This is a genomic window from Mucilaginibacter boryungensis (assembly GCF_015221995.1).
GTDB classification, from domain to species: Bacteria; Bacteroidota; Bacteroidia; order Sphingobacteriales; family Sphingobacteriaceae; genus Mucilaginibacter; species Mucilaginibacter boryungensis.
Genome location: NZ_JADFFM010000001.1, coordinates 1750623 through 1764982 on the forward strand (window position 1 = coordinate 1750623; position 14360 = coordinate 1764982).

8 protein-coding genes are annotated in these 14360 nt (G+C 43.7%); 5 read left to right on the plus strand and 3 right to left on the minus strand.

Annotation, left to right across the window (positions count from 1 at the left end; all coding sequences use genetic code 11):
* Positions 1–13: 13 nt before the first annotated feature.
* The gene (glpK, locus tag IRJ18_RS07340; RefSeq protein WP_194105542.1) at positions 14–1504 is read right to left on the minus strand and encodes a glycerol kinase GlpK; all 1491 of its coding nucleotides are present in this window, start codon (positions 1502–1504) and stop codon (positions 14–16) included.
* Between the two features lie 186 nt (positions 1505–1690).
* On the opposite strand from glpK, the gene IRJ18_RS07345 reads away from it, so the two are divergent.
* Positions 1691–2455, plus strand: coding sequence for a DeoR/GlpR family DNA-binding transcription regulator (locus IRJ18_RS07345; protein WP_194105543.1), 765 nt, complete (start codon positions 1691–1693; stop codon positions 2453–2455).
* 18 nt (positions 2456–2473) lie between these two features.
* On the opposite strand, the gene IRJ18_RS07350 is transcribed toward IRJ18_RS07345, so the two are convergent.
* A complete protein-coding gene (locus tag IRJ18_RS07350) occupies positions 2474–3364 on the minus strand; it encodes an AraC family transcriptional regulator (protein WP_194105544.1) in 891 nt (296 codons plus the stop codon).
* Between the two features lie 430 nt (positions 3365–3794).
* On the opposite strand from IRJ18_RS07350, the gene IRJ18_RS07355 reads away from it, so the two are divergent.
* From IRJ18_RS07355 to IRJ18_RS07370, 4 genes are all read left to right on the plus strand, one after another.
* The gene (locus tag IRJ18_RS07355) at positions 3795–5273 is read left to right on the plus strand and encodes a glycoside hydrolase family protein (RefSeq protein WP_194105545.1); all 1479 of its coding nucleotides are present in this window, start codon (positions 3795–3797) and stop codon (positions 5271–5273) included.
* A gap of 150 nt (positions 5274–5423) precedes the next feature.
* Positions 5424–7352 (plus strand): FG-GAP-like repeat-containing protein, encoded by a 1929-nt coding sequence (locus tag IRJ18_RS07360; protein WP_194105546.1) that lies wholly within the window; start codon positions 5424–5426, stop codon positions 7350–7352.
* Between the two features lie 151 nt (positions 7353–7503).
* The gene (locus IRJ18_RS07365) at positions 7504–10230 is read left to right on the plus strand and encodes a glycoside hydrolase family 78 protein (protein ID WP_194105547.1); all 2727 of its coding nucleotides are present in this window, start codon (positions 7504–7506) and stop codon (positions 10228–10230) included.
* Positions 10231–10238: 8 nt separating this feature from the next.
* Positions 10239–13244 carry a glycosyl hydrolase gene (locus tag IRJ18_RS07370; protein ID WP_194105548.1) on the plus strand — a complete coding sequence of 1002 codons (3006 nt, stop codon included), beginning with the start codon at positions 10239–10241 and terminating at the stop codon, positions 13242–13244.
* A gap of 123 nt (positions 13245–13367) precedes the next feature.
* Here the strand turns inward: IRJ18_RS07370 and IRJ18_RS07375 are convergent, their stop codons facing one another.
* On the minus strand, positions 13368–14255 hold the full coding sequence (locus tag IRJ18_RS07375; RefSeq protein WP_194105549.1) for a helix-turn-helix domain-containing protein: 888 nt from the start codon (positions 14253–14255) through the stop codon (positions 13368–13370).
* Positions 14256–14360 lie beyond the last annotated feature (105 nt).

Here is a 14360-nt window from a genome sequence, read left to right on the forward strand (position 1 = left end):
TTTGGTTTATCAATTAGTTTTCGGCGTAAGCTTTAGCGGCTTTAACAGCGCGGTTCCAGCCTTTAATGCGGTTTTCAATATCAGGGGTAATACCCGGTTCAAAGCTCTTTTCAATTTTCCATTGGCCGCTAATATCCTCCATGCTGCCCCAGAAACCGGTTGCCAGTCCGGCTAAATAAGCGGCGCCGATAGCGGTAACCTCGGTAACCTGCGGACGGATAACTTTAGTATGCAGCAGATCGGCCTGAAACTGCATTAACAGATTGTTTGCTGTAGCGCCGCCATCAACCCGTAGTTGCTTAATGCTTAAGCCCGAATCGGCCTCCATAGCTTTCAGTACTTCCATGGTTTGGAATGCGATGCTTTCCAGCGCGGCCCGGGCAATATGCGCCTGGTTAGTGCCCCGGGTTATGCCGGTAATGGTACCACGTGCATCCTGGTTCCAGTGCGGGGCACCCAGGCCTGCAAAGGCTGGTACTACATATACGCCGCCGGTATCTTCAACTTTCTTAGCCAGCTCCTCAACCTCGGCCGATGAGCTGATCAGCTTTAATTCATCGCGCAGCCATTGTACTACAGCGCCTGCTATAAAAATACTGCCTTCCAGCGCGTATTGCACTTTGCCGTTTATCTTCCAGGCAATGGTGGTTACCAGGTTATTTTGCGAGGTGATGGGCTTATCGCCAATATTCATCAGCATAAAGCAACCCGTACCATAGGTATTTTTAACCATGCCATTTTCGGTACACATTTGGCCGAATAGCGCGGCTTGCTGATCACCGGCTATACCTGCAATAGGTATTTGTGCCGCTAATACCGAACCTGCTGTTTGGCCGTATACCTCGCTTGATGATTTTACCTCGGGGAGTACCGAGCGGGGAATATCAAACAGATTCAATAACTCCTCGTCCCATTGCAGGGTGTGGATGTTATAGATCATGGTGCGCGAAGCATTGCTGACATCGGTTATATGTACTTTGCCAGCAGTTAATTTCCAAACCAGCCACGAGTCTATAGTTCCGAAAGCGATATGCCCGGCAGCAGCCTTTTCACGCGCGCCCGCTACATTATCCAGTATCCATTTTATTTTAGTGGCCGAAAAATAAGCATCCAGCACCAGGCCTGTTTTTTCTTGTATCAGTTTGGCCTTGCCCTGCGCCTTCAATTCGTCACAATAGCCTGATGTGCGCCTGTCCTGCCAAACAATGGCGTTGTGCAGGGGTTCGCCGGTGCGTTTATCCCACAATACAGTAGTTTCACGTTGATTGGTAATACCAATGGCGGCAATATCTTTAGCGGTAAGCCGGGCGTTTAAAATTGCTTCGGCAGCAACGCCAATTTGCGATGACCATATCTCTACAGCGTCATGCTCAACCCAGCCGGGTTTAGGGTATATCTGGGTAAATTCTTTTTGGGCGATAGATACAATACCTCCGGCTTTATTAAATACAATAGCCCTGGAGCTGGTTGTGCCCTGGTCAAACGATAAGATGTATTTTTCCATTAGGAATAGAATTGATTTATAGTGATCCGGGTTACGAATCTTTTTGGTTTATACTTTTAAAAGTAACTAATTGAAATAATATGTAAGTATAAAAATTGTAATCGAAATATGAAAATATAACGTAAAAATTATAATGTTGTAGCATATATTTTATTACTTTGCATAAGCTAAAGCTTACACACATATATGATTAACCTGGCAGAGAGACATCAATTTATCCTAAACAAGCTTCAGGCCGAAGGTAATTTGAACGTTGTTGAACTATGTAAAGAGTTAAAGGTATCATCGGTTACTATACGTAAGGACTTGAAGGTACTGGAAGATAAAAACCTGCTGTTCCGTACCCACGGGGGCGCTACCCTGAACAACCCTTATATTGTTGATCGCCCGGTAAACGAAAAAGAGAAATTCCAGTCGGTTGAGAAAATGAATATTGGTGCTGCTGCCGCGGCCATGGTGCAGGATAACGATTCCATCATTATCGCCTCGGGTACTACTATGCTGGCTTTTGCAAAAAATATACCGCCTAAAGTGGGTTTAACGGTAATTACTTCGGCGCTTAACGTGGCTTTGGAATTAATGAAATACCCAACCGTGGAAGTATTGCAATTAGGTGGGTTACTGCGCAAAAGTTCCTCATCGGTAATGGGTACTTATGCCGAGCATATCCTGGCCGATTTCTTTTGTAGCAAACTGTTTTTAGGGGTTGATGGGATAGACCTTGATTTTGGCCTGACCACCACCAATGCCATGGAAGCTCACCTGAACCGTCAGATGATCAGCGTTTCCCAAAAAACCATTGTGCTGTGCGATTCTACAAAATTCGGCCGCCGCGGCTTTGGCAAAATATGCGGACTGGATGAAATAGACCAGATCATCACCGATAGCGGCGTATCTGAACATATTGTAAAAACACTGGAAGGGTTGGGGATTACGGTGACGATAGTGTAACTACCGCAATCGGGTAGCTTAAAACTTATGCTTCTTTAATACCTGGTTACGATATTCCTGCGGGGTTAAACCAACTTTCTCCTTAAATAATTTTGAAAAGTGCAGCGACGATTCGATGTGCAACTCGTAAGCTATTTCTTTAATTAGTTTATTAGGGTCGGATAACAATTCTTTTGCCTTCTGGATCTTTAACTGAATAAGGTATTGGCCGGGAGCTAATCCTGTATATTTTTTAAATATCTTACGGAATAACGAATAGCCTATCTGTAATTCATCGGCCACCTGTTCGGGTGATATTTTTTCGTATACTTTTTCCCTGAAAAGTACTCGCGCTTTACTCACCGTTTGCTCGGTCATGTCGGTTTCCTTCAGGCTTTTCTGCTGATGTTCGGAATGGAGCAGGCCCAGCAAATAAATAATTGCGCCCGAGATCATAGGCTGGTAACCCGGCTTTTCTTCTTTTGAATACTTAACAATATCGTTAAACAGGTTTACAATAGTCTCATTAAACCCGATATGAAAAACAGCATCTGCCGGATTGAAATAGCTTTTTTCGATAATATTATCTATAAAATCCCCTTTAAAACCAACCCACATTTCGTCCCAGCCGGTTTGTTGGTGCGGTTTATAACGATGCCTTTCCTGGGGATAGAGCAATATTACCGACCCGGCAGTTATTTCGGCCTTGCAGCTTTCCGACTCGAAGATGCCTCCGCCTTTGGTAATGTAGATCAATTGATATTCCTGCAAAACTCTTCCTGTATCCCAGTCAAAATTATGATGGGAGGGGTGTTGGGCTGGCGGATAGCAGGTGAATTTTTCAATTTTAGTGCTGCCCGCATTCAATACAGTTAACCCCCAGGACTCATCCTTCTCGCTTACCGGAAAGTACAGGAAATAATTATTCATATAGGCTATTCAAAAATTGGGAGTACTAATTTAATGCAAATTTGTACTTAACCACGTTTAATGACAGGAAATGTCAAATTCCACAACAGAGATATCATATCATACTATCCTTGTTAATGCCGTAAACTTAAGTTTGTTTAACCAATTACCATAACCAATAATAAAGCTTTCTTTTTTAGCAGATGTATGTGTTTTTGTTTTAACAATTAAATAAGCAAATGATAACCTGCAACATTTAATTTATAAATAGCTATGTATTATAATTGTTTAATTTTATTACATAATCTTTCATAATTGTATTTCAAACAATTATTAAATGTTCCGTAAATCATAACAGTGCATGACAGTTTATAAAACATATCGAAATAATTTAGTATAACCAATTTTTACTTACAGGGACAAAAATGCCCTTCCAACCTATCGGATCTTTATGAAAAAAAACATCACCAAAAAATTATTTGGAGTAATATTACCCGCGCTGGCTTTATTACCGGCAGCGCTGCATGCGCAAAAAAAGGTAAATATTAACTGGGATAAAACCCTTATCGTTTCTAAAACCACGCCCACTTTGCAAGTGGTTTATAATCCATATATCAAATCAAGCTCACCAATATACAAGGGGACCTTTCAGGCGCTGAAGGATCTGGGGGCTGATTACGTGCGCTATGTGCCCTGGTTCCCATACCCTAACGCGGCGGTGGCCGAACTGGAACCACCCACAAAAGATAAAACCTTTTGGGATTTTACCCATGCCGATCCGGCTATGGAAGATTTTATGAAAGCGCAGGAAGGCCATAGCGTGGTAATAAACTATAGTACTATACCCGTATGGATGTGGAAAACCAAAACCCGCGTAGATTATCCTAAAGACGCGGACGGCCTGATGTGGGATTATAACCAGGGTACCGAATTGCGTGACCCATCGGGTAAAGAGGTTGGTGAGTATTTTGCCCGACTTTTAAGCTACTATACTAAAGGTGGCTTCACCGATGAATTGGGTAAATTCCACAAATCAAAATACCACTATAATATCCCTTATTGGGAAGTGCTGAACGAGCCTGATCTGGAACATAAAATATCGCCGCAGCTTTACACCAAACTGTACGATGCGATTGTTACCGAAATGAAAAAGGTATCACCGCAAACCAAATTTGTCGGCCTGTCGTTAGCACATGAAACTAACCCGGAATATTTCGAATACTTTTTGAATGCTAAAAATCATAAACCGGGCGTGCCGCTTGAAGGGATCTCTTATCACTTTTATGGCCGCCCATCTACTAACGATCATGTTACCGATAGCTACCAGTTCTCGTTTTTTGATCAGGCCAACGGTTTTCTTGATCGGGTAAGATACATTGAAAATATCCGCAAAAGATTAGCGCCGAACGTCTTCACTCAAATAAACGAACTGGGTAATATCCTTTTAGACCATGACTATAAAGATCCCATTGAGGACCGTTATTGGAATTTATCGGGTGCGATGTATGCCTATTTGTTTATTGAATTGAATAAATTGGGTATTGATGTAGTAGGTGAATCGCAATTAGTTGGATATCCAACCCAGTTCCCGGATGTAAGTATGATGAACTGGAAAAACGGGAAGCCTAACGCCCGTTATTGGGTACTGAGACTGATAAAAACAAATTTTGGCCCGGGCGATAAACTGGTTACTACCAGTATTTCAAATCAGAATTTAATGGGGCAAGCCTTTGTAACCACTAAAGGAAAAAAACTGCTGCTGGTAAACAGGAGCGAAAAAGAACAATCACTTGAATTACCTGATGCCACCGGCGCGACAGTTAATTATGTTGACCTTACCACAGGCGATAACCCTATAGGACAAACCCAATTAAACAGTAATACCATAACATTAAAACCATTTGCAGTAACTGTAGTAAGCTGGAAATAACCAGTCCGGCAAACTAATTATAAAATTAAACCTCCAAATAGCAGCCCTGAATCTGCTTTAGAATTTCGTGTTCCAATAATGTGTTAAAACTATAGTGAATGGTTTAAGGCCAGCGCTATAACAAATTCATCACTTAAAAAAACAGTATACATGAAACCTATTTCAAAAGCAAAATTGCTCAGGGCTACCGGGAGTGGCGGCACCTGGCTAAGCGGTCGCCATTATGGGGCGACAAAAAAAACCATTGCCGGGCTATTGGCATTTTCAATGCTGATAACCAATTGTAAAAAGATTGCCCCACAAGAATCGGATGCCGATAAGCAGGATGTAAGTACCGCATCAAATTTAAAAACAAACACAGCAGGTGCCGATTTTACCATAGCAGTGATACCCGATACACAGGTGTATGTAGAAACCGGGCATAATACCTATCCAGACCATTGGATGGAGTATTTTACAGCCCAAACCCAATACATTGCCGACCATAAAACAACCGACAATATAGTTTATGCCATACACGTGGGCGATATTGTTAACGACGGCGATTTATATACACAACCCTGGCTGCGCGCCGATACGGCCATGAAAATATTAGACGCGTCGGGTGTTGCCTATGGTACAGCTTGCGGTAATCACGAACAGACCCCAAATGGCATCCCATTTAGCGGATCGACAAATGATGGCAGTACTACCGTAAAATATAATCAATACATGGGCACTAGCCGTGTAGGCAGCAAACCCTGGTATGGCGGTACTTACCTGGCTGGTAATAACGATAGTCATTATGACCTGTTCAGTGCCGGCGGTTTGAATTTTGTGGTGGTATTTATTGAGTACGATGAATCGTTAATGGACAATGTTAACCTCGGTGCCTGGGCTAATTCAGTGCTGACCACTTATGCATCGCGCAAAGCAATAATCGTTACGCATTATGTGGGCGGGCCAACTACGCCATCTACCTTTGGTAACCAGGCTGCCGACCTATATAGCCGCATTAAAGCACATTCTAACGTGTTCTTATTTGTAGGCGGCCACGTAAATGGCGAGGGCTTTCGCCAGGATACTTACAGCGGGCGTACCATTAAATCTTACATCTCCGATTACCAGTTCCGTACCAACGGCGGCGATGGCTATATGCGCCTGATGAAATTCTCGGTTGCTAACGATCTGATCAGCGTGCAAACTTATTCGCCATATCGTCAAAACCATGGCCAGAGCCCGTATTTTGAAACTGACAGCGATAGCCAGTTCACTAAGCCTTTGTTTCACGAAGAAACTGCCACCCGCAAATGCGACTTTAACCAGGATGGTAAAACCGAATTGTCGTTCTTTAACGCTGGTGTGTGGAAGGTTGATGGCATGACTAACGTAACTTACGGCAGTGCTACTCAAGGCGATATCCCTGTACCAATGGATTACAATGCCGATGGCAAAACCGACCTGGCTGTATGGAGGCCAACAAACTTTAACTGGTATGTTCAGGGTGTATATGAGGCGGTAACTTACGGTACAACAGGCGATATCCCAGTTCCGGCCGATTATGATGGCGATGGTAAAGCAGATATTGCGATGTACAGGCCAAGCAGTCCTTATCATTGGTATATTAAAGGGCAAACCGGTTATGATTATGGCGTGGCAGGGGCTATCCCCGTACCAGGAGATTATAATGGCGATGGCAAGGTTGATGAAGCCTACTATGTACCTTCAACCGGTATGTGGAATGTAAGGGGACAGATAACCAATAAACATTATGGAGATGTAGGCTATATTCCTGTACCGGGAGATTATGACGGCGATGGTGTTACAGATGTAGCCATTTTTAACCCGGCCGATGGCATATGGCACTTGAATAGTGTAGTGCCAAACGTAACGGTGTTAACTCCGGCCACAGGGGATATTCCCGCACCGGGCGACTATTTTGGCGATGGCAAAACGCATCCGGCAATTTATCGCCCAAGTAACCATACGCTTTACATGTATAACAACGGCACGGTTACTACTAAGGTATATAGCAGCAGCGCCACCGGCGATAAATTTTTGATATTGCCGTATCACATCCGTAAATTCTTCTTCCCATGAGAAATTAAAAAAGCGGAGCAATAATTTTCTAAACAAATTCCCGGTATGTTTTGCCGGGAATTTGCTATTTTATTAAAAAACAGTAAAATTTATTAAAACAACCCAAAAAATTATAAAAACATCTAAAAATCCTGAAAACTCTAAAACTAAAATGAAACGTAATTTACTACTTATCGCCATGTGTATGCTGGCACAAATGGCATGGGCGCAAAGCTTGTCTGTGCAAAACCTAACCTGCAATTATAAGATCAACCCCATAGGGACAGATGTTACCGAACCAACCTTTGCCTGGAAATTAATATCGGGCACCCGCGGCACTATGCAGGAGGCTTATGAAGTGCGTGTTGCGCTGAATAACAAGGATTTAATTGCAGGCAAAAACCTGGTATGGAATAGTGGTAAAGTAAGTTCAGATGAGTCGGCGCATGTAAATTATGCCGGTGCTAAACTCGTTTCAAAACAGCGATATTACTGGCAGGTACGCGTGTGGGATAACCACAAGAACGCCTCGGCCTGGAGCGCGGTAAACTACTTTGAAATGGGTATGCTATCCACTTCAGATTGGTCGGCAAAATGGATACAGGCCCCCATTATCACTAATGGCAAAATTGGCCCTGCGCCTATGTTCGCCAATAACTTTCAGGTTACAAAACCTGTAAAACAAGCAAGGTTATATATAACATCGCACGGGTTGTATGAAGCACGTTTGAACGGCGAAAAAATTGGTCAGTACTACTTTACCCCCGGCTGGACCAGCTACAAAAAACGTCTGCAATATCAAACTTACGATGTTACAGCTATGCTTAAACAAGGTAAGAATGCTACACTGGTAACGGTAGGCGATGGTTGGTATCGGGGCAATCTTGAATTTAAACTAAACCGCAATGTATACGGTAAAGAAGTTGCCTTATTGTATCAGCTGGAAATAGAATATGCTGATGGCCAAAAACAAACGTTCGCATCAGGCGATGGCTGGAAAGCTTCAATAAACGGGCCGGTGCGCACATCAGATATTTATAACGGCGAAACCTATGATGCCCGTCTGGAAGCTAACGCTAAGGCATTAAATTATACCGGTAAAGATTGGTCGCCCGTAAAGGTGATGGATTTTGGCTACGATAACCTGGTTGCGCCGTTAGGGCCGCCGGTTGTAAAGCACGAACGCTTTGCACCGCTTAAAGTAATAAAAACCCCTAAGGGCGAAACAGTTGTAGATTTTGGTCAAAATCTGGTGGGTTGGGTGCAATTGAAATTAAAAGGGAAAGCAGGAGACACCGTTACCATCAACCACGCGGAGGTGCTGGATAAGCCCGGTAACTTTTATACCGAAAACCTGCGCGAAGCGAAAGAAGAAAATAAATATGTTTTCACCGGAACCAAAGTTGATATGTTTGAACCTCATTTCACCTTCCAGGGGTTCCGTTACATAAAAATTACCGGTTATACCGGGAAACTGGATAGCACCAATGTTACCGCTATTGCCATTTACTCGGATATGAAGCCTACCGGAACGCTGGTGACGTCAAATCCCATGTTAAACCAATTGCAACATAATATACAATGGGGGCAAAAAGGCAATTTTGTTGATGTACCTACCGATTGCCCTCAGCGCGATGAACGCTTAGGTTGGACAGGGGATGCTGAAGTGTTTTTTAACACCGCAGCCTATAATATGGATGTAGCCGGTTTTTTCACCAAATGGTTGCAAGATCTGAAAGCCGATCAGCATGCCGATGGAAATGTGCCGGTGGTTATACCAGATGTGCGTAAACCGCAAAATGCTGGCTCAGCTGGCTGGGGCGATGTAGCCACTATTATTCCGTGGAATTTTTATCAGGTTTATGGTGATAAAAAGCTATTAGCCGGACAATACGCCAGCATGAAGGCCTGGGTAGAATATATTCGCAGCGTTAGCAAAAATAACTTATGGAATAGCGGCCCGCACTATGGCGACTGGCTGTTTTACACCATGGCTGATGACCGGGATGGGAAAGCAGCTATCACTGATAAATTTCTTATCGCACAAGCATTTTACGCTTATTCAACCCAAAACTTAATCAATGCGGCTAAAGTTTTGGAGCGTGAGAATGATGTGATAGCCTATACAGCATTATTGGGGGACATTAAGAAAGCTTTCTTAAACGAATACGTTACACCCTCAGGCCGTATGGTATCTAATTCGCAAACCGCCTATGTGTTGGCCTTGCAGTTTGATCTGCTGCCCGAAAAGTTGCGTGAGCAAGCAGCAGCGCGTTTGGTGGAAAATGTAAAATCGTATGATAATCACCTTACTACAGGCTTTTTAGGTACGCCACATTTATGCCATGTGCTTAGTCGTTTTGGCTATACAGACGTTGCTTATAAGTTGCTATTACAGGATACCTATCCATCTTGGCTTTACCCCATAAAAATGGGTGCTACAACCATTTGGGAACGCTGGGATGGTATTAAGCCCGATGGTAGTTTTCAAAACGTTACCATGAATTCATTCAATCATTATTCGTACGGCGCCATTGGCGATTGGATGTATAAAACAATGGCTGGCTTAAACCCTGATGCAGACGCACCTGGTTATAAAAAGATCATCATCGCGCCAAAACCGGGCGGCGGCCTTACCAGCGCCAATGCTGAATTAGAGACCCAATATGGCAAGGCAAAATCAGCCTGGAAGGTTGAAGGTGGTAAGTTAATGGTCGATGTAATTATTCCGCCAAATACATCGGCTAAAATTGTGTTGCCAAACACTGGTAATGGCACTGTGACCGAAGGAAACGCCCCGTTAGATAAATCAGCCTCAATTAAAAATATCAACAAAAAGGATGGTAATACAGAAATGATTGCCGGCTCGGGCACGTATCATTTTGAATATCAGCAATAATATATCTGATGAATATTAACAGGCGTAAATTTTTAGAAGTAAGTGCGATAGGGGCAACCGGTGCTACGCTTTTAAATTCAAAAGCGGTATCGGCCGCTATTCAAGGTGTTGCGGTAATTGGGGTGAACGATCTGCGCAAAAATTTCCTAACCCCGCCAGACGATACTAAATCATCATGCTACTGGTGGTGGTTTAATGGGCTGGTTGATAAAGAAGGCATTACCCGCGACCTGGAAGAATACCGCACCAAAGGTATGGGCGAAGTGCTTTTGGTAAACTCAGCCGGTGGCCTGGGCGGAGTGCCGTATCCGCAAGGCTTTAAATTATTTAGTGAGGAGTGGAAAGAATTATACCGCCACGCCATGAAAGAGGCCAAACGGTTAAGTATTGGTGTTGGCGTTAACCTGTGTTCGGGCTGGTGTATGGGCGGCCCCTGGATAAAGCCCGAAAACTCGGGGCGATGGTATCTGCAATCAGAAATGACTGTGAACGGGCCGCAAAAATTTTCGGGCAAGCTACCGTTGCCGGGAAACAGGGCTGGTTATGATAATGTTTTTAATCCACCGGGATTTAAAGAATACATCGATTTGCCGTTGGAAAAGCTGGATTACAGGGACACAGCCATTGTGGCTATCCCCGATAACGTGAGAAAGATAAACGGAGAGCGGGCGGCTGTATTGGCCGCTAAAACCAACCATAAAGATGCCAGTAACTTTACGCTGGCTACAGATGTAATGGGTCCTGTACTGTACCAATGGCACAATGAACCACAGGATAAGGTAGTGGCAGCAGAGCAGGTAATAGACCTGACTAATAAAATTGATAAAGATGGCCAGCTGGATTGGGAAGTACCAGCTGGTAAATGGAAGATCATACGTACGGGACACCGTATGACGGGTTCGCGCCTGATGATTGCCCAGCCCGAGGCTGATGGTTTATCTGTAGATTGGTTTGACCATAGAGGGGTTGAATTGCAATTTGAGAATTGGGGCAGGATGTTGATTGATGAAGCCGCTAAGGTAGGCAACAAGCCTAAATACTTTTGCGATGACAGTTTTGAAGACGGTTTCCCCAACTGGACAGAGCGCATCATCCCACAGTTTAAAAAGTATCGCGGTTACGACCCAACACCATATCTACCGGTACTATCTGGTTACATTATCGGCAGCGCAGATATTGCTGACAGGTTTTTAAATGATTACCGTAAAACCCTGGGCGATTGTATGGCCGATGAGCATTATAAACGCTTCGCTGAATTATGCCATAAAGAGGGTTTACTGGTACAAAATGAATCGGCTGGGCCAAGCCGGTCGGCAACTATCTGTATGGATGGTTTAAAGAACCTGGGCCGCAGCGATTTCCCGATGAGCGAGTTTTGGCTGGGGCCAAATCATCAGGATGAAAGTACCTTAACTGACGATAAACCCTATGGCACCTCACGGCTGGACAAAGGGCAGAATAAGGTGACAAAAATGGCCGCCTCTGCTGCGCATATTTATGGTAAAGAAACGGTATCGGCAGAGGCCTTTACAACCATGCGGCATTGGGTAGATTATCCCGGTTCGTTAAAGCAAGCGTTGGACAGGGCTTATTGCGAAGGCATTAATCGTATTGCTATACACACCTCAACGGCATCGCGGCCACGCGATGGGAAGCCGGGATATGAATATGGGGCCGGTACACATTTTAACCCCAACGTAACCTGGTGGGAAAAAACCAACGCCTTTTTTGATTATGTAGCACGCTGCCAGTACCTGCTGCGCTCAGGCAGGTTTGTGGCCGATGTATTGTTTTACAATGGCGACGTAGCTCCAAACCTTGTCGCGCAAAAACATACTGACCCATCACTCGGCAAAGGGTACGATTATGATGTTTGTAACGAGGAGGTTTTGCTTACCCGCGTATCTACCAAATATGGGCGTATAGTATTGCCGGACGGAATGAGCTATGCGATGCTGGTATTACCTGATACTACCCGCATGCCGGTTAAGGTGTTGCACAAAATAAGTGAATTGATAAAAGCAGGCGCGACCGTTATTGGCCCAAAGCCTTTACAGGATTCGGGGCTTAAAAACTTTCCGCATTGCGATGAGGAGATTAAAGCCTTAACAAAGCAGGTGTGGGGGAACATTGATGGTAAACGTATTAAGCAAAACCATTACGGTAACGGCCGGATGATATTTGGCGATACCATCAGACAGGTATTGTTAAGCGCTAACATACAACCTGATTTTGAATATACCGGCAATGAAGGCGATTGGCTGGATTTTATTCACCGTAGCACGCCCGAAGCGGAAATATATTTTGTTATTAACCGACATGGCAAGCCATGTACATCAACCTGTACGTTCAGGGTTAGTAAACATGTACCTGAACTATGGGACGCCGTTACTGCCAAAGTGACCAGGAACGTCAATTATAAAGTAGTGAACGGCAGGATAGCGGTTACCATGCAATTTGATGCCTTCCAGTCATTCTTCGTAGTGTTCCCTAAAGCTAATGGGTTAACACCATCATCAAATCAACCCAACTTTCCTGAACTGAAGGTTGCTAAGGAATTAACCGGTACATGGCATGTGGCTTTTGATACCAAATGGGGCGGGCCTGAATCGGTTGCATTTGATACGCTGCAGGATTGGTCGAAGAATAGTGATGAGCGTATCAAATACTTCTCGGGCAAAGCCATCTACCATAAAAAGTTTGAGTTTGCAGGCGCATCCCGGCAGCCCGTTTACCTTGACTTAGGGGTAGTTAAAAATATAGCCGATGTGACCCTGAACGGCAAGCATTTAGGTATAGTATGGACAGCGCCCTGGCGTATAGATATTTCGCAGGCGTTAAAAAAGGGTGAAAACGTGCTGGAGATAGAAGTGATAAACGTGTGGAATAACCGCCTGGTAGGCGACGCGGGTTTACCCGCTGACAAGCGGTTAACCAACACCAATATAGTGTACAAACCTAATGCGCCGTTAACTGCTTCGGGATTGCTTGGACCGGTAACTATACTGGTTTAAATCATGGTTTACATGGTTTACAAAATTCGTGAATTATTTTGAGTTAAATAATTAACAATCAATTATTTAAATGGTTTTATGCTTTAAAATGTGTAAACCATAAATTCAGCGAAATAGTGGTTGTTATTTGTATGATGACATAAATTGCTGCCGGTAAGTTTTTGGGGATGCGCCGGTTTTTATCTTAAATATTTTTGATAGGTAAGATGCCGATTCGAACCCGGTTTGATAAGCGATCTCGCTGATGCTAAGGCTGGTATTAGCCAATAGCTCCTTTACCTTATCAAGGCGCAGGTTTAACTGGTATTGGTTGGGCGATAAGCCTGTGGTAGCTTTAAAATCCTTACGCAACTTGGAATAGCTAACAGGGAGCCTTTTTAGGATATGCTCAATTTTATCAGGCTCCTGTATACTTTCCCTGAAAAGGAATTTAGCTTCCTCAACCAGGCGGTCAGTATTTGATGTATTGACGGCTTTATTCATGGCCATCGCATGCATCAGCCCAAGCATTTGCAATGTAATACCGGCAATAACCTGGTGATAACCGACGGGGGCTTGTTGTATCAAGTCCAATAATTCGTGGAATAGTCTGGACAGGTTGTTGTTAAGCCCTGTGTTAATGAAAGGATCGTCGGGGTTAAATGCCTTTTGCATCAAGTCATTGGCGTAGGTGCCTTTAAAGCCAACCCAATATTCTTCCCAGCCGCTATTGGTATCGGGCTTGTAACGGTGCCAAACACCCGGGAAAAGCAGAAAGCAACAGCCTTCTTTAATATGCTTGATGCTGGTATTGGCCGATTCAAACAGTCCTGAACCGCTGGAGATGAATACAATGTAATAACCGTCAAGTATCCTGCCCGAATCCCAGTTAAAGGCGTGGCTTTCGGGGTGATGGTTGTTTGGCGGATAGTTTTGGTTAATATCAATTTTGGTATAACCGGCAGTTGTGATATATAAACCCCATTGTTCCTCTAATGCACTTGATATTAAATATTTACTATAGTTTTTCATCGATATAAATATAAATCCCTGTTTGTAAATTAAGACTAATATGTCAAAAAGTACAAATTTTAAATCAATAAAGCTACATCATCAACAAACGGCCTAACTAATTTT